Source organism: Bacillus sp. FSL K6-4563 (assembly GCF_038630405.1).
GTDB classification, from domain to species: Bacteria; Bacillota; Bacilli; order Bacillales; family Bacillaceae; genus Bacillus; species Bacillus pumilus.
In genome coordinates, this window is the sequence record NZ_CP152030.1 from 52304 (window position 1) to 75504 (window position 23201).

Consider the following 23201-nt stretch of genomic DNA (forward strand, 5'->3'; position numbering starts at 1 on the left):
AGGAATACATGAAAATTAAAGAAATCATTGTGGTGGAAGGTCGTGACGACACTGCGAGATTGAAGATGGCAGTTGATGCAGATACGATCGAAACAAACGGATCAGCCATTGGCGATACAGTTATTCAACAAGTGCGTCTTGCTCAGGAGACGAGAGGGGTCATTATTTTAACTGATCCTGATTTCCCTGGGGAGAAGATCCGGAAAACCATCGCAGAAGCGGTTCCTGGCTGTAAGCACGCATTTTTGCCAAAACATCTTGCGAAGGCGAAGCGGGACAAAGGAATTGGTGTCGAGCATGCTTCCTTGGACAGTATTCGGGAATGCCTTGCCCATGTCCATGAGGAAATGGAAGTAACGGAAAGTGACATTACATTAGATGACTTATTTGACGCAGGCCTAATCGGAGGCGAATCATCGAAACGCCGCCGAGAACGACTAGGTGTGCTATTAAATATAGGATATACCAATGCGAAGCAGCTGCATAAGCGCCTTCACATGTTCCAAATAACCAAACATGATTTTATTGCGGCCTTAAAGACCGTCATGCAGGAGGAAGCCGATGAATAAAGATATAGCGACACCCATCAGAACGAAGGAAATACTGAAGAAATACGGTTTCTCTTTTAAAAAGAGCTTAGGGCAGAACTTTTTAATTGATACAAATATACTCGATCGTATTGTCGATCACGCAGAGGTGACGGATGAGACCGGCGTGATTGAGATTGGGCCTGGTATCGGTGCATTGACCGAGCAGCTCGCTAAGCGTGCAAAGAAAGTCACCGCGTTTGAAATCGATCAGCGGTTATTGCCCATTTTAAACGATACACTTTCTCCATATGATAATGTTACGATCATTCATCAAGACGTATTAAAGGCAGATGTGGGAAAGGTCATCGAGGAAAATTTTGCTGACTGTAAAGAAGTGATGGTTGTCGCCAACCTTCCATATTACGTGACGACACCGATTATTATGAAGCTGCTTGAAGAAAATCTTCCATTGAAAGGGATTGTAGTCATGCTGCAAAAAGAAGTAGCAGATCGTATGGCTGCTGTCCCTTCATCAAAGGAATACAATTCGCTGTCTATCGCAGTTCAATACTATACGGAAGCGAAAACGGTGATGGTTGTGCCTAAAACGGTTTTCGTTCCACAGCCAAATGTCGATTCGGCTGTGATCAAGCTGACCGTTCGTGAAACGCCTGCTGTCTCAGTAGAAAATGATGAGTTTTTCTTTCAATTGATCCGTGCGAGCTTTGGTCAGCGCCGAAAAACATTGATGAATAATCTCATGAACAACTTACCTGATGGAAAGCAACATAAAGCGATCATTGAAGAAGCACTTCAAACAGCAGACATTGATGGAAAGCGCCGCGGCGAGTCATTATCCATTGAGGAATTTGCCCGGTTGGCGAATGTTTTACAAAAAGCCCTGTCTTAAGGGCTTTTTTCTTTTGTTTTTCACCACTTCGTTTGTTCGGGCATAGGCTAGAAAGAACAGCACCATGAAAGACGAACATATTTAGCGCAAGACGATACCAACAGGATATGAGCCTGATTGTGGAGTGAAAAGCATGCAATTTCAAATAGGAGATATGGTGACAAGGGCATCCTATCAAATGGATATTTTGTTTCGAATTATTCGAATTGATGAGACCGATCAGCACGAAGCCACCGCCATATTGCATGGGAATGAAGTGAGGCTGATTGCTGATGCCAAGTTGTCAGATCTCGTCAAGGTTCAAAAAGAGGAACAGCTGACTAGAGAGAAAAATGACGAAAGAAAAATCAATGAATCGCTCGATTTACTAAGACAGGATTATCAGCTGCTGCGGGAAAAACAAGAGTATTATACTTCTGGACAATATCAGCATCAGGAGCAGTATTTTCACATGCCTGGAAAGGTCCTTCATTTAGATGGAGATGCTTCATACTTAAAGAAATGCTTAGATGTATATGAACGAATTGGTGTACCTGTGTATGGGGTGCATTGCCATGAGAAGAAAATGCCAAGCATGATTGACTCGTTAATTGATCAATATCGGCCAGATATATTGGTTATCACAGGACATGATGCGTATTCCAAGCAAAAGGGCGGCGTACATGATATCAGTGCATATCGTCATTCTCGGCATTTCGTTGAAACGGTTCAAAAAGCCAGACGGAAAATCCCTCATTTAGATCAGCTTGTGATCTTTGCTGGTGCCTGTCAATCTCATTTCGAATCATTGATCCAAGCAGGTGCCAATTTTGCGAGCTCGCCTTCCCGTGTGAATATCCATGCGCTCGACCCCGTCTATATCGTTGCGAAGATCAGCTTCACTCCATTTGTAGATCGAATCAACGTGTGGGATGTGCTCCGAAATACATTAACAAGAGAAAAAGGGCTCGGAGGCATCGAGACGAAGGGTGTTCTAAGGGTAGGTATGCCATATAAAAGAGATCATGAATCGACATAACCCGACTGATTTCAGTCTGGTTTTTTTTATGTTCAAAAAGAAATTGCAAAAGGATACATAATTCACCGGAAATTGAGAAAAATAGGGAGGAGAAAAGGTAGAAGTTTGTCAAAATTATTTTGTTGACAATGGCTCGTGTTCGTTGATATAATTTAATTTTTATTTGACAAAAACGGGCCGTTGTTGTATAATTATCTCAGTGAGGTGGATGCAATGGCGAAGACTTTGTCCGACATCAAAAGATCGCTTGATGGTAACTTAGGTAAACGTTTGACGTTAAAGGCTAACGGGGGCCGCCGTAAAACAATTGAGCGTTCGGGCATTTTAGCTGAAACGTACCCTTCTGTATTTGTGATTCAATTAGATCAAGATGAGAATTCGTTTGAAAGAGTTTCTTATAGTTATGCAGATATACTGACTGAGACGGTCGAATTAACGTTCGATGATACCGCTAGCTCAGTCGCCTATTAATGGGCAGTGAACTTTTTGTTTACTGCTTTTTGTTTTGCCTTTTTTTCTGAATGGGAGTCTGTCCATTTTTTGAAAGGGGTAAAAGAAAGGATTCGATACAAAATAAGAAAGCCACACAAGCGGTGGCACTGATTCGAATTCTCGACTAAAGGGGCTGTTTCGTTTGGGTAGACGCCGAGGCATTATGTCAGATGAGTTCAAATACGAGCTGGCGAAGGATCTTGGATTTTATGATGCCGTCAAAAATGGAGGCTGGGGAGAGATTCGTGCGCGTGACGCAGGTAATATGGTCAAACGTGCCATTGAATTAGCTCAACAGCACATGGCTCAGGATGAGAATCAACGATAGAAAAACGGTCAGGGATACCTCGGGTGTCTCTGGCTTTTTTTGATGAAAAAGTCAGTGTGCTCAGCGTAAAAGCCTATATTCATCAGATCGATCAAATGTGATACAATATTGATACTTATGTTTAGATGGAGAAGTAGGTGAAATGTTTGCGTATTTTAGAAAAAGCACCGGCGAAAATTAATCTCTCACTTGATGTTCATGGAAAAAGACCGGATGGATATCACGAAGTGGAGATGGTGATGACAACAATAGACCTTGCAGATCGACTTGAGCTGACGGAGCTGGACAAGGATGAAATCCGTGTATCATCTCATAATCGATTCGTGCCAGATGATCAGCGTAATTTGGCTTATCAGGCGGCTAAATTACTTAAAACAAGGTTCGGTATTCAAAAAGGTGTATCCATTGTCATCACAAAAACAATTCCAGTCGCAGCAGGGTTAGCTGGAGGCAGCAGTGATGCAGCAGCAGCACTTCGCGGCTTAAATCGTTTGTGGAAGTTAAACCTCACGTTAGATGAACTAGCTGAGCTTGGAGCGGAGATCGGCTCAGATGTGTCCTTTTGTGTACACGGAGGCACAGCACTAGCGACAGGACGTGGAGAAAAGCTGCAGCATATTGCGACACCGCCGCATTGCTGGGTGATTTTAGCGAAGCCGGTGATTGGGGTATCTACAGCTGAAGTCTATAGACAATATGACGCAAGCAAAGTAGAACACCCGAATGTAAAGCGTATGATTGAAGCGATTGAAGCGAAAGATTATAAAGAGATGTGCGGCTCACTCGGAAATGTTCTAGAGTCTGTGACATTAAAGATGTATCCAGAAGTAGATATGATCAAAAGACAGATGAAGCGTTTCGGTGCTGACGCTGTTTTAATGAGTGGAAGCGGCCCTACAGTATTTGGCTTGATTCAATATGAATCGAAGGTACAAAGAATATATAACGGACTGAGAGGATTTTGTGATCAAGTATACGCTGTCCGCATGATCGGCGAACAAAATGCCCTTGATTAAATCCGTATATTAAGTTATATTTATCATAAATTATTCGGGTTCTGGGGGTAAGTTCATGAAGTTTCGTCGAAGCGGCAGATTGGTGGACTTAACAAATTATTTGTTAGCCCACCCGCACGTACTAGTACCGTTAACTTTTTTTGCAGAAAGATATCAATCTGCGAAGTCCTCCATTAGTGAAGACTTAACGATTATCAAACAGACCTTCGAACAGCAGGGAATAGGCACGTTGCTTACTGTACCTGGTGCTGCTGGCGGAGTGAAATATATTCCAAAGATTCACCTAAAAGAAGCAGACGACGTGGTAAACGATATCGGAGAAGCTCTATCGACTCCTGAACGTGTACTTCCTGGCGGTTATTTATATTTAACCGATGTTTTAGGGAATCCTTCAATCCTTGCGAAAATCGGTAAGCTATTTGCGACCATCTTTGCAGATCGTGCGATTGATGTCGTCATGACTGTTGCGACAAAGGGTATTCCTATTGCCTATTCTGTTGCGGGTTATTTAAATGTGCCGGTTGTGATCGTTAGAAAAGATAATAAAGTAACTGAGGGATCAACTGTAAGTATTAACTACGCGTCAGGTTCGTCTAATCGAATTCAAACCATGTCACTTGCAAAGCGGAGCTTAGATAAAGGATCCAATGTCCTGATCATTGATGACTTTATGAAAGCTGGCGGAACCATTAACGGCATGGTGAATTTGCTTGAGGAATTTAATGCAAATGTTGCAGGGATCGGTGTTCTTTTAGAAGATGAAGGCGTAGATGAACGTCTCGTTGATGAATATGTATCGCTTTTAAAGCTTTCAACCATTGATATGAAGCAGAAGATCATTGAGATCAATGAAGGCAATTTCCACGAGTTTTTTCATTCGAAAGCTTAAGCATTGATAAACATGTAGTTGAATGGGAGAGATTGATATGACAAAAGTTGTTCAAACCAAACATGCACCAGCAGCCATTGGACCTTACTCTCAAGGGATTATTGTCAATAACATGTTTTACAGCTCCGGGCAGATTCCATTAACGGCAGCTGGAGACTTTGTAAATGGAGATATTAAAGAACAAACTCATCAAGTGTTCCGTAATCTTAAGGCCGTACTTGAAGCAGCAGGTGCTTCCTTTGAAACAGTCGTGAAAGCAACAGTTTTTATCAAAGATATGGAACAATTCGCAGAAGTAAATGAAGTGTACGGTGAGTATTTCCATACACATAAGCCAGCTCGTTCTTGTGTGGAAGTGGCAAGACTTCCTAAGGATGCACTCGTAGAAATTGAAGTGATTGCATTAGTAAAGTAAACAGGCAATCGTAACGAAAGCCGTTTGGTTTCATCATATGCAGGAAAAGACATCATCATGATGTCTTTTTTTCGCGCAGAGAATGTAAGCGTCGTCACTAAAGTGACAAAAAATGTATAAATATCCCGATATTTCAAAAAAAGTTTAAAAAAAGAGCAGGAGAATCACCACAATCGTTGAATACCTAAGTAATGCTTTTATATTGGGAAAAGGTGGTGAACTACTGTGGAAGTTACTGACGTAAGATTACGCCGCGTGAATACCGATGGTCGCATGAGGGCGATTGCATCCATCACGCTGGACCACGAATTTGTTGTTCATGATATTCGTGTGATTGATGGAAACAATGGCTTGTTTGTTGCAATGCCTAGCAAACGCACGCCTGATGGAGAGTTTCGCGACATTGCACATCCAATTAATTCAGGTACTCGGGGAAAAATCCAAGATGCTGTATTAAATGAATATCATCGCTTAGGCGAAGAGGAAGAGACAATTGAATATGAAGAAGCTGGAGCTTCTTAATGATACGTTAACCTAAAAAGGCAGCTTTAAGAGAAAATGGATGTTTTCTTTTAAATGCTGTCTTTTTTGCGTTTTTCCTCATGTGTCTTATATGTTTCATCCGTTAGAAAAATATTGTACTTCCTCATGTATCCTTGAAATCAGTCCTTATTTAGGATATATTTTTCTATGGATAATAGGGATATTGGAGGCCAATCAATGGATAAGCGGTTCGCAGTGATTTTAGCAGCGGGAAAAGGAACGAGAATGAAGTCAAAGCTATACAAAGTACTTCATCCAGTTTGCGGAAAGCCAATGGTCGAGCATGTGGCAGATGAAGCGTTAAAGCTTTCTTTAGCCAAGCTAGTGACGATTGTCGGTCATGGAGCAGAGAACGTCAAAGAGCAGCTTGGAGACAGAAGTGAGTATGCACTTCAAGAAGAACAGCTGGGAACAGCACATGCCGTCAAGCAAGCAAAGTCGTTCCTTGCGCAGGAAAAGGGAACAACCATTGTCATTTGTGGTGATACGCCATTATTGACAGCGGAAACAATGGAAGCTATGTTGAGCGAGCATCAAAAACATCAAGCGAAAGTCACTATTTTAACAGCACATGCGGATGACCCGACAGGTTATGGTCGTATTATTCGTGACGAAACTGGTGCTGTCGTGAAAATTGTGGAGCATAAAGATGCGAATGATGCGGAACGTCAAGTGAATGAAATTAATACAGGGACTTATTGTTTTTCAAATGAAGATCTCTTCCGTGTGATTGAGCAAGTGTCGAATGAAAATGCACAGGGCGAATACTATTTGCCAGATGTCATTGAAATTTTAAAGAATGAAGGACAAACGGTTGCAGCATATCAAACACCGCATTTTGAAGAAACACTTGGAGTCAATGATCGTATCGCTCTATCACAAGCAGAGCAATTCATGAAGCGACGTATTAATCATCAGCATATGAAGAATGGTGTGACCTTGATTGATCCTGAGAACACGTATATTTCACCTGATGCAGTGATCGGTGAAGATACAATGATTTATCCTGGGACGGTCATCAAAGGGAATGTGAAAATCGGTGCAGACGCCACTATTGGGCCAAACACTGAAATTGTTGACAGCATCATCGGAGACCGCACAGTGATTAAGCAATCTGTCGTCTGCGATAGTGAGGTTGGAGTCGATGTGACAATTGGGCCGTTTGCTCATATTCGCCCGTTGTCGAAAATTGGCGATGAAGTGAAGATCGGGAATTTTGTCGAAATCAAGAAAACGGTTTTCGGTGACCGCAGCAAAGCATCTCATCTAAGCTATATTGGAGATGCAGAGGTCGGAACTGATGTAAACCTTGGCTGTGGATCTATTACAGTCAACTATGATGGGAAGAACAAATTCTTAACGAAGATTGAAGATGGCGCTTTTATTGGCTGTAATTCTAATCTCGTGGCACCAGTCACTGTCGGAAAAGGGGCATATGTTGCAGCTGGTTCAACGGTTACAGAAGATGTACCGCAGGATGCATTGTCTATTGCTAGAGCAAGACAAGTCAATAAAGAAGATTATGTGAAAAATATTCATAAAAAATAATCCAAATACCCGGAGGTTTACCATGTCTAATCGTTATGCTGATGCGAATTTAAAGATATTCTCTTTGAATTCAAACCCTGAACTTGCGAAAGAAATTGCCGATCGTATCGGAGTTGATGTAGGAAAGAGCTCTGTTAAACGCTTTAGTGACGGTGAAGTCCAAATCAATATTGAAGAAAGTATCCGCGGCTGTGATTGTTATGTCATTCAATCCACTAGTGCGCCAGTGAATGAGCACATTATGGAGCTGCTCATTATGGTAGATGCACTAAAACGCGCTTCTGCGAAAACGGTCAATATTGTGATCCCTTATTACGGATATGCACGTCAAGATCGTAAGGCAAAACCTCGTGAGCCAATCACTGCGAAGCTATTTGCGAACTTACTTGAAACAGCGGGTGCTACACGTGTCATTGCACTTGATCTTCATGCGCCGCAAATCCAAGGTTTCTTTGATATTCCAATCGATAACTTAATGGCTGTGCCAATCTTAACAAACTATTTCGAACAGAAAAACTTGAATGATATCGTCGTTGTATCTCCTGACCACGGTGGTGTAACACGTGCGCGTAAAATGGCAGATCGCCTGAAAGCACCAATCGCAATTATCGACAAACGTCGTCCAAAGCCAAACGTTGCTGAAGTGATGAACATCATTGGTAACATTGAAGGCAAAACGGCGATTCTCATCGATGATATCATTGATACAGCTGGTACCATTACACTTGCTGCAAATGCACTTGTGGAAAATGGAGCGGCTGAAGTCTATGCTTGCTGTACTCACCCAGTATTGTCTGGACCAGCAGTAGAACGTATCACAAATTCTAAAATTAAAGAATTAGTTGTGACAAACAGTATTCACTTAACAGATGACAAGAAAGTTGGAAAATTCATTCCACTTTCAGTTGGGCCTTTGCTTGCAGAAGCCATCATCCGTGTACATGAAGAAGAATCTGTGAGCTACCTTTTCAGCTAATTTTCTGATTAAAAAAGGCCCTAGGCACCCGCTTAGGGTCTTTTTGCTATCATCATTCACAGCAAATAGGTTTAAAATGATTCGGTTATGGGTAATTATGAGAGTAGTGACAAAAATGAAATAGGATGGTGCTGAATATGGCAACTTTAAAAGCAAATAAAAGAACTGATTTCAAACGTTCCACACTGCAAAAAATCCGTCATTCAGGACACGTTCCTGGTGTCATATACGGAAAAAATACAGACAACCTGGCTGTTTCACTAGACAGCATCGATTTATTAAAGACCTTACGTGATGAAGGGAAGAATACAATCATCACACTAGACGTGAACGGTGAAACAAAATCTGTGATGGTCACAGAATTACAAACAGACCCGCTGAAAAATGAGCTTGTCCATGCAGATTTCCAAGTGGTCGATTTACAGCGTGAAATTGAAGCGGATGTACCTGTTCAACTGATTGGCGAATCTAAAGGAGTAAAAGATGGCGGTGTGCTTCAGCAGCCACTATTTGAACTATCCATTACAGCGAAACCAAAAGATATCCCTCAGCATATAGAAGCAGATATTACAAACTTAGAAGTGAATGATGTCCTAACAGTCGCTGATTTGTCTGTTCAGTCATCATATCAAGTGAATAACGATCCAGAAGAAGTCGTGGCATCCATTTTACCGCCTCAGCAATCAGAGGTTCCTGAACCAGATAGCGCAGAGGAACCAAAAGAACCTGAGGCCATTAAAGAAAAGGATAACGATGGAGAATAACTGGTCATTTAGAGACGTAACCCTCCCGCGGTTGCGTCTTTTGTGCTAGAATGAAAAGAATTCATACGTTTTACATGAGGCAATCCTATTGGCTCATTTTTTAGGCGTGTGCTTTGTGACAAAGGAGGTTATTGGTTTCATGCTTGCATTCATTGGATTGGGTAATCCAGGAAAAGAATATGAAAAAACAAGACATAATGTCGGGTTTATGACAATAGATGAATTATCGAAAAAATGGGACATCCCTTTAAATCAGTCAAAATTCAATGGACTGTTTGGAACAGGGTTTGTTTCAGGGCAAAAGGTTCTACTTGTAAAGCCGCTTACATATATGAACTTATCAGGAGAATGCGTGCGTCCGCTAATGGATTACTATGATATTCCTCTTGAACATTTGAAAGTCATCTATGATGATCTTGATTTGCCAACTGGCCGGATTCGTTTGCGTACAAAAGGAAGTGCTGGCGGGCATAATGGAATCAAATCGTTGATTCAGCATTTAGGGTCACCTGAGTTTGATCGATTCCGTATTGGCATTGGACGCCCTCAAAATGGCATGAAAGTCGTCGATTACGTGCTAGGACGCTTTTCAGAAGAGGAGCAGCCTGACATTGCATCAGCCATTCAGGCGTCTGTTGAAGCTTGTGAGGCGGCTTTAACTAAGCCATTTTTAGAAGTGATGAATGATTTTAACAAAAAGGTATAAGAATGATAAGCAAAGCACATACTGATCATAAAATCTCAGCATGGGAGGATCACGTATGGCTTTGCATTATTACTGCCGGCACTGTGGTGTAAAGGTTGGCAGTCTAGATGAATCCGCTGTTCAAAGTGAAGCACTTGGATTTCATCACTTAACAAATGAGGAAAGAAACGATATGATTTCTTATAGGGAAAATGGTGATTTACATGTACAAACCATTTGTGAGGATTGCCAAGAGGCGCTCGAAAGAAATCCTGATTACCATCAGTATCATACCTTTATTCAATAAAAAGCTTTGGTGTAGATAATAGACCAAAGCGTTTTTCTGTTTTAAACAAGCAGGGAGGAGGAGCCAAATGAAAAATATACAATCATTTATCAAACAAAGTGATGATTTTCAGTCCATTTTTAATGGGCTAAAGGAAGGGTTAAAAGAACAGCTGCTCGCCGGACTATCAGGCTCCGTCAGATCTTTATTTACAGCCGCTATATCAGACGAACTTAAGCGGCCAATGTTTATTGTGACTCACAACTTGTATCAAGCGCAGAAGGTAACAGATGATCTTGCCAGTGTGATGTCAGATCGCTCGGTCCTTCTTTATCCTGTGAATGAACTCATTGCTTCAGAAATTGCCGTTGCAAGCCCTGAGCTCAGAGCACAGCGTCTAGATGTTCTGAACCGGCTGGCGAATGGAGAAAACCCCATTATCGTCACCCCGGCTGCTGCGGTGCGTCGAATGCTTCCGCCAGTTGAGCTCTGGAAGGAGAGTCAGATCTATTTAAAGCTTGGTGAAGAAATTGATTTGGAGGCGTTTTCAAAACAGCTTGTACAAATCGGTTATGACCGGACGTCAATGGTTGCTGCGCCCGGAGATTTTAGTGTGCGCGGAGGAATCATTGATATTTATTCGTTAACGGAAGATCACCCAATTCGTATTGAGCTGTTTGATACAGAAGTAGACTCAATTCGAACATTCCACTCGGATACACAGCGTTCATTAGAAACACTTCAAGAAATTAAAATCGGTCCCGCAAAAGAGCTGATTGTGAGAGGGCCTGAACGAGTGAGAGCCATTGAACAGCTTGATCAAGGACTTGCGAAGAGCTTAAAGAAATTCAACTCGGACCAGCAAAAAGAATTGTTGCATCAACATATTTCTGCTGATCGAGAGAAGCTGCTAGAAGGTATCGTGACACAGGAAATGACGAAGTACCTGTCCTATTTCTATGAAAAACCTGCTAGTTTGCTAGATTACACTTCACAGGATACGATTATTATTTTAGATGAAATTAGCAGGATTCAGGAGATGGAAGAACAGCTTGAGCAGGAAGAAGCCGATTGGACAATTAGCCTGCTTGAAGAAGGCAATATTCTTCATGATTTATCCCTTTCTTTCCCGTTCCAACAACTGATCAATCAGCAATCGCGGTCGATTCTGTACTACTCCTTGTTCCTGAGACATGTCCAGCAGACAAATCCGCAAAATATCGTCAATGTATCTAGTAAGCAAATGCAGAATTTCCACGGTCAGATGAATGTGCTTGCAAGTGAAATTGAACGCTACAAAAAACAACAATACACAGTTGTCTTCTTAGGTGCGGATGAAGAGCGGACAGACAAACTGTCTTCTGTCTTACATGATTACGACATTGAAGCCGCTCTTGCCAAGCCGGCCGCAGAGCTTGTAAGCGGGCAGGTGTATATTTTACAAGGTGAGCTGCAAACAGGCTTTGAACTGCCGTTATCGAAAATTGCCGTGATCACAGAAGGCGAGCTCTTCAAGAAACGTGTGAAGAAGCAGGCGCGTAAGCAAAAGTTGACCAATGCAGAGCGAATTAAGAGCTATTCAGAGCTTCAAGTCGGCGATTATGTGGTGCACATTAACCACGGGATCGGTAAGTATTTAGGAATTGAAACGCTTGAAATCGGCGGCATTCATAAAGATTATTTAAATATTCATTATCAAGGAAGCGACAAGCTTTATGTACCGGTTGAACAAATTGATCAGGTACAGAAATATGTGGGATCAGAAGGTAAAGAGCCAAAGCTGTACAAACTAGGCGGCAGCGATTGGAAACGTGTGAAGAAAAAAGTAGAGTCCTCTGTACAGGACATCGCAGATGATCTCATTAAGCTGTACGCAGAGCGTGAGGCAAGCAAAGGGTATGCCTTCTCGCCTGATCATGAGATGCAGCACCAGTTTGAATCAGCGTTCCCTTACCAGGAAACAGATGATCAAATCCGTTCGATTCATGAAATCAAACAAGACATGGAGCGGGAGCGTCCAATGGACCGCCTACTTTGTGGAGATGTGGGATACGGAAAAACAGAAGTGGCGATTCGAGCCGCCTTCAAAGCAATTGCTGACGGGAAGCAAGTTGCTCTACTCGTGCCGACAACCATCTTAGCGCAGCAGCATTTTGACACGATTATGGACCGATTCCAAGACTATCCGGTCAAAATTGCTCAGCTGAGCCGTTTCCGTACAAGAAAAGAAACAACCGAAACGTTAAAAGGGTTGAAAAATGGAACGATTGATATGGTTATTGGTACACACCGTTTGCTTTCTAAAGATATTGTCTATAAAGACTTAGGTTTGTTGATTATTGATGAAGAGCAGCGTTTTGGTGTGACCCATAAAGAGAAAATTAAACAGATGAAAGCCAATATCGATGTACTGACATTAACGGCTACGCCAATTCCGCGTACGCTGCATATGTCTATGCTTGGCGTACGGGATTTATCGGTTATTGAAACACCGCCTGAAAACCGTTTCCCTGTTCAAACCTATGTGGTCGAGTACAATGGCGCTTTAGTCAGAGAAGCGATTGAGCGAGAACTAGCACGCGGTGGTCAAGTGTACTTCCTGTACAACCGTGTCGAGGATATTGAACGAAAAGCAGATGAAATCTCTATGTTAGTTCCAGATGCGAAAGTCAGCTATGCACATGGGAAAATGAGTGAGAACGAGCTGGAATCAGTGATGATCAATTTCCTTGAAGGTGAATCAGATGTATTGGTCAGTACCACCATCATTGAAACGGGAGTCGACATTCCAAATGTGAACACGCTCATCGTCCACGATGCGGATAAAATGGGGCTTTCTCAGCTGTACCAGCTAAGAGGACGAGTAGGACGCTCGAATCGTGTCGCATATGCTTATTTCACGTATCGAAAAGATAAAGTTCTTTCTGAAGTAGCAGAGAAGAGACTTCAAGCTATTAAAGAATTCACAGAGCTCGGATCAGGATTTAAAATTGCGATGCGTGATTTAACGATTCGAGGAGCAGGAAATTTACTTGGTGCACAGCAGCATGGATTCATTGATTCTGTTGGATTCGACCTCTATTCTCAAATGCTGAAAGAAGCCATTGAGGAAAGAAGAGGCGATACAACGGCTCAAGATAAATTCGAACCGGAAATCGATCTGCAAATCGATGCTTACATCCCGGACACTTACATTTCGGATGGGAAGCAAAAGATCGAGATGTATAAACAGTTCAAAGCGATTGGATCAATTGAAGAGCGAAAAGAGCTTCAAGATGAGATGATCGACCGATTCGGTGAATATCCGCAAGAAGTGGCGGACTTGTTCACGATTGCGACGATGAAAGTATACGCAGTGCAGGAACGTGTCGAACTGATCAAGATGGAGAAAGGCATTGTCAGGCTCACCCTTGAAGAGCAATCAAGCAGTGAAATCGACGGTCAAAAATTATTTGCCCTCGGCAGTAAATATGGCCGTGATATTGGCTTAGGAATGGAAGGCAGCAAGCTAATTATTTCTGTCCAAACGAAAGGCAAGAAGACAGGGGAATGGCTTGAAATCGTTCTGAATATGCTTCGGGGTCTTCAAGATGTGAAAAAAGAAACCATTCCATCTTCATAAAAATTTGTTTGTCTCTCGTGTATATTACGGTTGATGTGACGGATACTAATCTCAGGGTCAAGTGGTGAATGTTGCATAAAGTGGACGCTTTTGCTCCATTCACCCAACACATCATCAAACGAAAGAGAGGCAGCAGTGAATGAAAGCAACTGGAATTGTACGCCGCATCGATGATCTAGGTAGAGTGGTTATTCCGAAGGAGATTCGCAGAACATTGCGCATCCGGGAAGGAGATCCGCTTGAGATTTTCGTCGACCGCGATGGAGAAGTCATTTTGAAGAAGTATTCGCCGATTAGTGAGCTAGGAGACTTTGCGAAGGAATATGCTGATGCATTATTCGACAGTTTGGGTCATTCCATCCTGATTTGTGATCGAGATACGTATATTGCTGTATCCGGCAGTTCGAAAAAAGAGTACTTAAACAAATCCATCAGTGATTTACTTGAACGAACAATGGACCAGCGCAATTCTGTATTAGAAGAAAGCAAAAAAGAAATTCAACTTGTCGATGGTATTGATGATGACGTATCTGCTTATACCATTGCACCTATTGTTGCAAACGGAGATCCGATTGGCGCCGTCGTCTTATTTTCTAAAGAGCGTTCAATGGGGGAAGTGGAGCATAAAGCGGCAGAAACAGCAGCTGGCTTCCTAGCCCGTCAAATGGAACACTAGGTCTAATAATTCTATATCATTTTGATGAAACGAAAGAATGCCGATGAAATCATTTGATTTTGTCGGCGTTTTTTATATGGAATGAAACAAAACGAGAAATGTGCCGTCTACTCCTTAGAAAGAAACGGCTTTTCATTCACGTATGATATAATGAGTGCGTTTAACTGTAGATCTATTTTTAAAGGAGTCATCCATGAAAAATGCTGTGAATCAGCCGCATTGGCTTTTCCAGGGTGCGGTGATTTTGACCATCGCAGGCTTGTTATCAAAGGTACTAAGTGCCGTTTATCGTGTTCCGTTCCAGAACATCGTAGGAGACACAGGGTTTTATATTTATCAGCAAGTGTACCCCTTCCTTGGTATTGCGATCATGCTCGGCACCACAGGGTTTCCTGTCATGGTGTCCAAGCTTCTGAGTGAGCATGGGGAAGAAAATCGAAGGATCATTACAAGGGTATCTTTGGTCTATATCACTTTACTGAGCCTAGTCTTATTTCTTTGTCTTTACATAGGAGCAGGTAGAATTGCGAGCCTTATGGCGGACAGTCAATTAATCCTGCTCATCCAAATGAGTGCTTTCGTGTTTTTATTCCTGCCGCTTACCGTGATGCTGAGAGGCGTTTTTCAGAGTGACGGTATGATGCTTCCAACGGCTGTTTCTCAATTGGTTGAGCAGCTCATCAGGGTAGGCGTCCTGCTTGTTTTATCCTTCTATTTCGTCAGGCACGGCTATTCGCTTTATGAAACAGGGGCGGGTGCAGTCTTCTCCTCCATAGCGGGAAGCGCGGCCTCGCTTATACTGCTTCTTTTCCTTTGGCTGACTTACCGAAAACAGTCTTCTGCACCTATGACAGTCAAGCGGGCGACACTTCGGAAAAAGGATGTTTTGAAGAGTTTGGTGCTGTATACATTCACGATTTGTGTCAGCGGATTGCTCATTTTATGGATGCAAATGATTGATGCCTTTCATCTGTATGCGTTGCTGCGCAGTGAAGGACTGAGTGAAGCCGCGGCAAAGGCGGCAAAAGGTGTGTATGATCGAGGGCAGCCGTTTTTACAGCTAGGGACAGTGTTTGCCATTAGCATCGGGACCTCTCTTGTGCCATTTTTATCTGCTGCCATGAGGAATGGAGAGCATGAAGCGATCAGGCAAAAAGTACGTACATCGTTTAAAACCACGTCAGTTTTAGGGATTGGTTCCGCAGTTGGGCTGATTTGTATTCTTTCGTCAGTCAATACCATGCTTTTTCGTAATGATTTAGGTACCGATGCGCTGCAAATATTCTGTATTTCCATCGCATTTACATCGATTGCGATTACGCAAGCAGCTTTACTTCAAGGGCTTGGGCATACTGTGTATCCGGCTGTTGTGGTGCTTCTCAGTGTGCTGGTGAAATGGATACTTACGCTTGCACTGGTCCCGCTATTTGGCATCTACGGTGCCGCATGGTCAACCGTGTGCGGTTTTCTCGCTGCCGCTCTGCTCAATGCCGTTTATTTGAGGCATAAAGGATGGATTTCGTTGAGAGAGCTGTTCCCAGTGAAAATTCTTTTATCGGCCGCTTTCATGGCCATTGTCTTAATAGGGTATCAGGCACTGTTTTCTTGGGTCATTCCCTTTGAAAAACGTCCTTTTTCCGTTTTAGAGAGCCTGACGTCAGTTTTTATTGGTGGTTTCGCCTTTTTATATAGTATTCTTAAGCTAGAAGTATTTACGGACGAGGAATGGAGACTCATTCCATTAGGAGAAAAGATTTTATATTTTAAACAGATGAGAGGGAATCAAAATGGCAGGTAAGATTACCGTCGTCGGTCTTGGGGCAGGAGACATGGATCAGCTGACGCTCGGTGTATACAAGCAGCTGAAGCAGGCGAAAGAAGTATTTATGAGAACGCAGGACCACCCGCTTACCGCAGAGTTGATGCAGGAGGTTCCATCGCTGACCTTTTTTGATGAGATTTATGAAAAGCACGATCAGTTTGATTCGGTCTATCAGGAAATCACGGAAATTTTATTTACAGAGGCTGCGGAAAAGGAGATTGTGTACGCAGTACCAGGTCACCCATTTGTCGCTGAAAAGACCGTCCAGCTATTAGTTTCTCAGCAGCAAGAGCGCGGGATTGAGGTGTCCGTTGCTGGTGGACAAAGCTTTTTGGATGCGACGTTTAACTCCTTGCAGATCGACCCCATCGAGGGATTCCAATTCGTTGATGCAGGAGATATGAGAGCGGACGATCTGAAATTGACCCAGCATGTCCTCATTTGTCAGGTATATGATCAGCTCACCGCTTCGAATGTGAAACTCACGCTGATGGAAAAGCTTCCAGACGATTATGAAGTCTATATTGTGACTGCGGCTGGAAGCAGCCTGGAACAGATTACTGCCGTTCCTTTATTTGAACTTGATCGAGATGTGTCGATAAATAACTTAACGAGTGTTTATGTGCCTCCGATTCAAGATGAAAAGCTGCTTTACCAACAATTTGACACCTTCCGTGACGTCATCCGTACATTAAGAGGTCCGGGCGGCTGTCCATGGGATCAACAACAAACCAATGAGTCACTTAAACCCTATTTAATTGAAGAATGCTATGAACTGCTTGAAGCGATAGATGAAGATGATCCAGACCATATGGTGGAAGAGCTCGGAGATGTGATGCTGCAGGTGTTACTTCATGCTCAAATTGGTGAAGATGACGGCTTTTTCTCAATTGATGACGTCATCCAGCATGTCACAGAAAAAATGATTCGTAGACATCCCCATGTGTTTGGTGACACAAATGTTTCTGAAGCAGAAGAAGTGGTCGTCAACTGGGAAAAAATCAAGCAGCAGGAGAAGCCGGAGCGGGCAGCCTCTATGTTGCAATCCATCCCGGCGACGCTTCCAGCATTAACAAAGGCATATAAGCTCCAAAAGAAAGCCGCCAAAGTAGGCTTTGATTGGACAGATGTGAAAGATATTTGGAACAAATACGAAGAAGAAAAGCAGGAATTTCTCGTTGAAGTGGCAGAGAAGCCGGACGAAAGTGCAACGAAGCAGATGAAAGACGAATTTGGAGATCTTTTGTTTGTTCTCGTCAACATTGGAAGGTTCTATCAGCTAGAACCTGAAACGGCGCTCGCTTCCGCCAACACAAAATTCATGCGTCGCTTTCAGCATATCGAACAAAAAGCAAAGGACATGGGACGTTCATTAGAGAACTTAACGCTAGAGGAAATGGACGATCTATGGAACGATGCCAAACGTATAGAAAGAGGTGAGCATACATGAGATTAGATAAATTTTTAAAAGTGTCCCGTTTAATCAAAAGAAGAACATTGGCAAAAGAAGTCGCTGATCAAGGCAGAATTTCGATTAACGGCACACAGGCGAAAGCCAGCTCTGATGTGAAAGAAGGAGACGAGCTTAAAATCCGTTTTGGTCAAAAACTAGTGACGGTTCAAGTCAACGAGTTAAAGGACACAACGAAAAAAGAAGAAGCCGCTGGCATGTATACTGTGCTAAAAGAAGAAAAAACAACAGAATAGGGCTTGTTCTAAATGATCCTCCTGTCACATACAATGCAGTAACAATGCAAGTATGAGATATGGGGGATGTATAAATGAATCAATATTATAATCAACCTCAAGGCACGAAGCTGTCATCAGAAGCGGAGCACAATATCACAATGCGAAACAGAAAGCATTTAGATATTACCGGCGTCAAACAGGTGGAAAGCTTTGATAATGAAGAATTTCTGCTTGAGACGGTCATGGGGATTCTCGCTATCCGTGGAGAAAATCTGCAAATGAAAAACCTAGACGTCGAAAAAGGCGTTGTGTCGATTAAAGGACGTGTCTTTGACTTAATTTATGTAGATGAGCAGCACGGGGAGAAAGCTAAAGGATTTTTTAGCAAGCTGTTTAAATGACGCTGACAGTCCAGTTTTATACGATGCTTTCGATGGTAGCGATGGGCATCTGGCTGGGCGCATCGCTTGATACGTACAAGCTGTTTGTGAATCGGGAAAAGACAGCAAAATGGCTTTTGATTATACACGATCTCCTTTTTTGGCTGGTACAGGGTCTCTTATTCTTTTATGTTCTGCTGCTGACAAATGAGGGAGAATTCAGGCTTTATATCTTTCTAGCCGTTGCACTAGGTTTCTCGATGTATCAGGCATTGATGAAACAGCTGTATATGAACATTCTCAAATTTATCACGATGTGTATTTATCAAACCGTTCTCATCCTTAAAAGGCTGGTCATGTCGATCGTCTTCCAGCCGATCCGTTGGATTGTCACAATGGTCATAAGTGTTATACTGTTCTTGTTCCACTCGCTCTTACGTCTTGTTCGTTTTACGTTTCGGCTCGTGTGGAAGGTGCTGTCCATTGTTTGTTATCCGCTCATCTGGTTACTTAATGTGACCATTATTCATCGGATTCCCGAAAAATGGCGAACATCAATGAGATTGTTTTTCTCTAAAGGAGCAGGAATTTTACAAGGGACCAAGAAATTATCTGGTACCATCAAAACGAAATGGAAACAATTCTGGACAAAGTAAGAGAGGAGGCCTTCAACCTTGAACAAGAGAAAAAGAAATATCGCACAAATTCAAAATGATTACCAAAAACAAATGGAACAGCAAGCGCAACGCTTAAAACGCAAACGCCGTGGACTCCTTAGAAGGCTTACCGTGTTTGGTGTGATCGTGCTCATGTTTGCTGTCTTGGTGACAAGTGCCCTCTGGTCGCAATCGTCCTCATTAAAGGAAAAAGAAGAGAAGAAGGTTGCGCTCGAAAAAGAATTAAAGCAATTACAAACAAAGCAGGAAGATATTTCTGATGAAATTAAAAAGCTGAAAAGCAAGGAATACGTACTCGAACTGGCACGACGAGACTATTATATGTCCAAAAAAGGCGAAAAAATCTTTGATGTGGGCAATAAGAGCGATTAGCCTTGTTGACACTTAAAATTCAGTTTATGTATAATTGAACAAATGAGATTTTTTTATAAGTCTAAGGAGGAGCACTTTTTTTATGTCGATTGAAGTTGGCAGCAAGTTACAAGGGAAAGTTACGGGCATTACAAATTTTGGAGCTTTTGTGGAGTTGCCAGGCGGTTCAACTGGTCTCGTTCATATCAGTGAGGTAGCCGATAACTATGTAAAAGATATTAATGAGCATTTAAAAGTCGGTGAACAAGTTGAAGTGAAAGTGATTAACGTTGAAAAAGACGGTAAAATCGGCTTGTCCATTAAAAAAGCAAAAGATCGTCCTCAACAACAACAATCAAGACCGAGCAGAAATGATTTCCGTCCGAAGGAATCGTTTGAGCAAAAAATGAACAAATTCTTAAAAGATAGTGAAGACCGCTTAACATCTTTAAAACGTAACACGGAATCAAAACGTGGGGGACGCGGAGCAAGAAGAGGTTAACTTGTTGCTGCTTTCTATATATCTTTCACAACAAAGCACCTGCTGTCCGCAGGTGCTTTTTTTCTTGATCTATACGACATTTTTTGAGATTTCGTCATTTAATTTAAAACTTCCTATTGACGGACAAGCGATTCCTTTGTATTATAGATCTTGTGCTTCTTAGCGCATTTTTATTATGGCGGTGTAGCTCAGCTGGCTAGAGCGTACGGTTCATACCCGTGAGGTCGGGGGTTCGATCCCCTCCGCCGCTATCCTTTTTATTAGAACATAAAAGCAAGGCCCGTTGGTCAAGCGGTTAAGACACCGCCCTTTCACGGCGGTAACACGGGTTCGAATCCCGTACGGGTCATCTTCGAAAACAGCTTTCTTTAGGAAAGCTGTTTTTTTGTGTCTTCGTAAAATTCTGATGAAAGACATCGACTTTCATGAAAGTATGCCTTTTTGACGAATAAAGCGTCGAACGTTTTATGGAAACGACAACTTCTTTTGACAAAATTTCTTTTTCACCTTCGCTATAATGACAAGCAACGAATATCAGGTGGGGGATGAAAAGATGGAAAAACTAGAAAGAAGAACTGATTTAACAGGAGCGGGGTTTGAAAGAATCAGTGCAGGGTTAAAAAAGATGAAAAACCTGTTTCTTCATCATACGCATTCTCTTTTTTTCTATAAAGGGTTTATTTATGTCGTTCTTGGTTTTTTATTAGGACGAGCCTTTATATTATCTGAAATTATGCCGTTTGCTCTGCCTTTCTTTGGCTCCATGCTACTTATCAAAAGAGATAAGTCCATGCTTGCTTGTCTCGCTTTACTTGCTGGAGCCATGACGATATCACCTCAAAATGCATTGTTTGTGTTTGCGTCGCTGATCGTATTCCTTCTTATGTCCAAGGTGGTTTCTTTCATCATCAAAGACCCAGTGAAAACATTGCCGGTTGTCATTGTGCTGTCAATGCTGATCACCAGAGGAGCATTTGTTTACCTAGAGCAAGGTGCTGTGCAAAGCTACGATTACGTCATGGCGGGTGTTGAAGCAGGACTTGCCTTCATTTTGACACTGATTTTCCTTCAAAGCCTGCCGATTTTTACCGTTAGGAAAATCAAACACTCCTTAAAGGTTGAAGAAATTATTTGCTTTATGATTTTGATTGCCTCAGTTTTAACAGGTCTGGCTGGCATCACATTTCAAGGAATGCAGGCAGAGCATATTTTGTCACGATATGTAGTGCTGAGCTTTGCCTTTATTGGAGGAGCGAGTATTGGTTGTACAGTGGGTGTCGTGACTGGATTAATTCTCGGTCTCGCTAACATCGGAAACCTATATCAGATGAGTCTTCTTGCCTTTTCAGGTTTATTAGGGGGATTGCTGAAAGAGGGGAAGAAAGCAGGCGCAGCCATTGGCTTAATTGTGGGTTCCTTACTTATTTCCTTGTACGGAGAAGGATCAGCAGGACTCATAACCACGCTATATGAATCATTGATTGCGGTTGCGCTCTTCTTGCTCACGCCACAATCAGTGACCTCTAAGGTAGCGAAATATATTCCTGGTACGGTAGAGCATGTACAGGAACAGCAACAATACGCCCGGAAAGTACGAGATGTGACAGCAAAAAAGGTAGACCAATTTTCTAATGTATTTCATGCGCTGTCTGAGAGTTTTGCGACATTTTACGATTCCATTCCTGAAGAAAAGAAACAGGAAGAGGATGTAGATCTTTTTTTAAGTACGATCACAGAACGATCCTGTCAAACGTGCTATAAGAAAAATAAATGCTGGGTGCAGAACTTTGATACAACCTATGAACTGATGAAACAAGTTATGCATGAATCTGATGAAAAAACCTACGAGCAAAACCGGAAATTGAAGAAGAAATTTAGCCAGCACTGCTCAAAATCAAAACATGTTGAGGAATTGATTGAAGAGGAGATCGCTTACTATAAAGCCAACCAGACTCTGAAGAAAAAAGTCCAAGACAGCAGACGCCTTGTAGCTGAACAACTGATGGGTGTCTCACAAGTGATGGAGGATTTTTCCCGGGAAATAAAACGGGAAAGAGAACAGCATTTTATTCAAGAAGAGCAGATGATAGAAGCACTTCAGCACTTTGGAATTGAAATTCAGCAAGTAGAAATTTATAGCTTGGAGCAGGGGAATGTCGATATTGAAATGAGAATCCCATATTGCCAGGGCCATGGTGAATGTGAAAAAATCATCGCCCCTATGCTCTCAGATATTTTAGAAGAACAGATTTTAGTCAAAGCAGAGCAGTGTGCAGAGCACCCAACAGGCTATTGCCACGTTGTATTTGGCTCTGCAAAATCATATCGAGTGGCTACAGGCGTAGCGCATGCAGCAAAAGGCGGAGGATTAGTGTCTGGAGACAGCTACAGCATGATGGAGCTGGGTGCGGGCAAATATGCCGCGGCTATTAGTGATGGAATGGGCAATGGAGCAAGGGCTCATTTTGAAAGCAATGAAACGATTAAGCTGTTAGAAAAAATATTGGCATCAGGCATCAATGAAAAAGTGGCGATTAAAACCATTAATAGTATTTTATCTTTACGAACGACAGATGAAATCTATTCAACGTTAGATTTGTCCATTATTGATTTACAGGATGCGAGCTGTAAATTCCTTAAGATCGGTTCAACACCCAGCTTTATTAAACGGGGTGATCAGGTGATGAAGGTACAAGCGAGCAACTTACCGATTGGGATTATTGATGAATTTGAAGTGGAGGTTGTGAGTGAACAGATGAAGGCAGGAGATCTGCTGATTATGATGAGTGATGGCATTTTCGAAGGACCAAAGCATATTGAAAATCATGATCTCTGGGTGAAACGCAAAATGAAAAGCTTTAAAACAGAAGATCCGCAAGAGATTGCTGATTTATTAATGGAAGAGGTCATTCGAACAAGATCGGGTCAAATTGATGACGATATGACGGTTGTTGTCATCAGGCTTGATCACAATACGCCTAAATGGGCATCCATTCCGACTGGTACATTCTATCTTGAGAAACAAGAGATTTCTTGAAATATCGTATAATATGAATTTCTTCTGGCGATGATGGGGATATAA

Annotated in this window: 24 protein-coding genes and 2 tRNA genes; all 26 read left to right on the plus strand. The window is 42.2% G+C overall.

Going from position 1 to position 23201, the window contains the following annotated elements:
- Nucleotides 1–8 precede the first annotated feature (8 nt).
- The 26 genes from rnmV to spoIIE all read left to right on the plus strand — a co-directional run bounded on the left by rnmV (nucleotide 9) and on the right by spoIIE (nucleotide 23156).
- On the plus strand, nucleotides 9–569 hold the full coding sequence (gene rnmV, locus MHH54_RS00275) for a ribonuclease M5 (protein WP_003217938.1): 561 nt from the start codon (nucleotides 9–11) through the stop codon (nucleotides 567–569).
- Entirely contained in the window at nucleotides 562–1440 is an 879-nt protein-coding gene (gene rsmA / locus MHH54_RS00280) for a 16S rRNA (adenine(1518)-N(6)/adenine(1519)-N(6))-dimethyltransferase RsmA (RefSeq protein ID WP_251191533.1), read from the plus strand. Before rnmV ends, rsmA begins: the two co-directional genes overlap by 8 nt.
- A 133-nt stretch (nucleotides 1441–1573) precedes the next feature.
- Nucleotides 1574–2458, plus strand: a complete 885-nt coding sequence (yabG, locus tag MHH54_RS00285; RefSeq protein ID WP_034620903.1) for a sporulation peptidase YabG — start codon at nucleotides 1574–1576, stop codon at nucleotides 2456–2458.
- Between the two features lie 213 nt (nucleotides 2459–2671).
- The gene (locus MHH54_RS00290; protein WP_003217979.1) at nucleotides 2672–2929 is read left to right on the plus strand and encodes a Veg family protein; all 258 of its coding nucleotides are present in this window, start codon (nucleotides 2672–2674) and stop codon (nucleotides 2927–2929) included.
- A 163-nt stretch (nucleotides 2930–3092) separates the two neighbouring features.
- The gene (locus tag MHH54_RS00295) at nucleotides 3093–3278 is read left to right on the plus strand and encodes a small, acid-soluble spore protein, alpha/beta type (RefSeq protein ID WP_342500562.1); all 186 of its coding nucleotides are present in this window, start codon (nucleotides 3093–3095) and stop codon (nucleotides 3276–3278) included.
- A gap of 146 nt (nucleotides 3279–3424) precedes the next feature.
- Nucleotides 3425–4294, plus strand: a complete 870-nt coding sequence (gene ispE / locus MHH54_RS00300) for a 4-(cytidine 5'-diphospho)-2-C-methyl-D-erythritol kinase (RefSeq protein ID WP_034620899.1) — start codon at nucleotides 3425–3427, stop codon at nucleotides 4292–4294.
- Nucleotides 4295–4349: 55 nt separating this feature from the next.
- Nucleotides 4350–5183: a pur operon repressor gene (gene purR / locus MHH54_RS00305; protein ID WP_003217919.1), complete on the plus strand. Its 834-nt coding sequence runs from the start codon at nucleotides 4350–4352 to the stop codon at nucleotides 5181–5183.
- Between the two features lie 37 nt (nucleotides 5184–5220).
- Nucleotides 5221–5598, plus strand: coding sequence for a 2-iminobutanoate/2-iminopropanoate deaminase (ridA, locus tag MHH54_RS00310; protein ID WP_003217959.1), 378 nt, complete (start codon nucleotides 5221–5223; stop codon nucleotides 5596–5598).
- A 225-nt stretch (nucleotides 5599–5823) separates the two neighbouring features.
- The gene (spoVG, locus tag MHH54_RS00315; RefSeq protein ID WP_034324487.1) at nucleotides 5824–6120 is read left to right on the plus strand and encodes a septation regulator SpoVG; all 297 of its coding nucleotides are present in this window, start codon (nucleotides 5824–5826) and stop codon (nucleotides 6118–6120) included.
- Nucleotides 6121–6318: 198 nt separating this feature from the next.
- Nucleotides 6319–7689, plus strand: a complete 1371-nt coding sequence (glmU, locus tag MHH54_RS00320) for a bifunctional UDP-N-acetylglucosamine diphosphorylase/glucosamine-1-phosphate N-acetyltransferase GlmU (protein WP_003217924.1) — start codon at nucleotides 6319–6321, stop codon at nucleotides 7687–7689.
- A 22-nt stretch (nucleotides 7690–7711) separates the two neighbouring features.
- Entirely contained in the window at nucleotides 7712–8665 is a 954-nt protein-coding gene (locus MHH54_RS00325; protein ID WP_003217907.1) for a ribose-phosphate diphosphokinase, read from the plus strand.
- 137 nt (nucleotides 8666–8802) lie between these two features.
- Complete coding sequence (locus MHH54_RS00330; protein WP_003217956.1) at nucleotides 8803–9429, plus strand: 50S ribosomal protein L25/general stress protein Ctc; 627 nt, start codon at nucleotides 8803–8805, stop codon at nucleotides 9427–9429.
- Between the two features lie 139 nt (nucleotides 9430–9568).
- Nucleotides 9569–10135, plus strand: coding sequence for an aminoacyl-tRNA hydrolase (pth, locus tag MHH54_RS00335; RefSeq protein ID WP_003217909.1), 567 nt, complete (start codon nucleotides 9569–9571; stop codon nucleotides 10133–10135).
- Between the two features lie 55 nt (nucleotides 10136–10190).
- The gene (locus MHH54_RS00340; RefSeq protein WP_003217967.1) at nucleotides 10191–10421 is read left to right on the plus strand and encodes an anti-sigma-F factor Fin family protein; all 231 of its coding nucleotides are present in this window, start codon (nucleotides 10191–10193) and stop codon (nucleotides 10419–10421) included.
- Nucleotides 10422–10488: 67 nt separating this feature from the next.
- Nucleotides 10489–14022, plus strand: coding sequence for a transcription-repair coupling factor (mfd, locus tag MHH54_RS00345; protein WP_342500563.1), 3534 nt, complete (start codon nucleotides 10489–10491; stop codon nucleotides 14020–14022).
- A gap of 139 nt (nucleotides 14023–14161) precedes the next feature.
- On the plus strand, nucleotides 14162–14698 hold the full coding sequence (gene spoVT, locus MHH54_RS00350; protein WP_003217990.1) for a stage V sporulation protein T: 537 nt from the start codon (nucleotides 14162–14164) through the stop codon (nucleotides 14696–14698).
- Between the two features lie 193 nt (nucleotides 14699–14891).
- Nucleotides 14892–16496 (plus strand): polysaccharide biosynthesis protein, encoded by a 1605-nt coding sequence (locus MHH54_RS00355; protein ID WP_342500564.1) that lies wholly within the window; start codon nucleotides 14892–14894, stop codon nucleotides 16494–16496.
- On the plus strand, nucleotides 16486–17970 hold the full coding sequence (gene mazG / locus MHH54_RS00360) for a nucleoside triphosphate pyrophosphohydrolase (RefSeq protein ID WP_342500565.1): 1485 nt from the start codon (nucleotides 16486–16488) through the stop codon (nucleotides 17968–17970). Before MHH54_RS00355 ends, mazG begins: the two co-directional genes overlap by 11 nt.
- Nucleotides 17967–18227 carry an RNA-binding S4 domain-containing protein gene (locus MHH54_RS00365; RefSeq protein WP_342500566.1) on the plus strand — a complete coding sequence of 87 codons (261 nt, stop codon included), beginning with the start codon at nucleotides 17967–17969 and terminating at the stop codon, nucleotides 18225–18227. Before mazG ends, MHH54_RS00365 begins: the two co-directional genes overlap by 4 nt.
- 74 nt (nucleotides 18228–18301) lie before the next feature.
- Nucleotides 18302–18610, plus strand: a complete 309-nt coding sequence (gene yabP / locus MHH54_RS00370) for a sporulation protein YabP (protein ID WP_003217974.1) — start codon at nucleotides 18302–18304, stop codon at nucleotides 18608–18610.
- The gene (yabQ, locus tag MHH54_RS00375; protein WP_003217942.1) at nucleotides 18607–19245 is read left to right on the plus strand and encodes a spore cortex biosynthesis protein YabQ; all 639 of its coding nucleotides are present in this window, start codon (nucleotides 18607–18609) and stop codon (nucleotides 19243–19245) included. The genes yabP and yabQ overlap by 4 nt, the downstream gene beginning before the upstream one ends.
- Before the next feature lie 18 nt (nucleotides 19246–19263).
- Entirely contained in the window at nucleotides 19264–19638 is a 375-nt protein-coding gene (locus tag MHH54_RS00380; RefSeq protein WP_003217952.1) for a septum formation initiator family protein, read from the plus strand.
- Nucleotides 19639–19720: 82 nt separating this feature from the next.
- Nucleotides 19721–20119, plus strand: a complete 399-nt coding sequence (locus MHH54_RS00385) for a S1 domain-containing RNA-binding protein (RefSeq protein ID WP_003217901.1) — start codon at nucleotides 19721–19723, stop codon at nucleotides 20117–20119.
- A gap of 177 nt (nucleotides 20120–20296) precedes the next feature.
- Nucleotides 20297–20370, plus strand: a tRNA-Met gene (locus MHH54_RS00390).
- Nucleotides 20371–20396: 26 nt separating this feature from the next.
- Nucleotides 20397–20468: transfer RNA gene (locus MHH54_RS00395), tRNA-Glu, on the plus strand.
- A gap of 204 nt (nucleotides 20469–20672) precedes the next feature.
- Nucleotides 20673–23156: a stage II sporulation protein E gene (gene spoIIE / locus MHH54_RS00400; RefSeq protein ID WP_003217965.1), complete on the plus strand. Its 2484-nt coding sequence runs from the start codon at nucleotides 20673–20675 to the stop codon at nucleotides 23154–23156.
- Nucleotides 23157–23201: the final 45 nt, after the last annotated feature.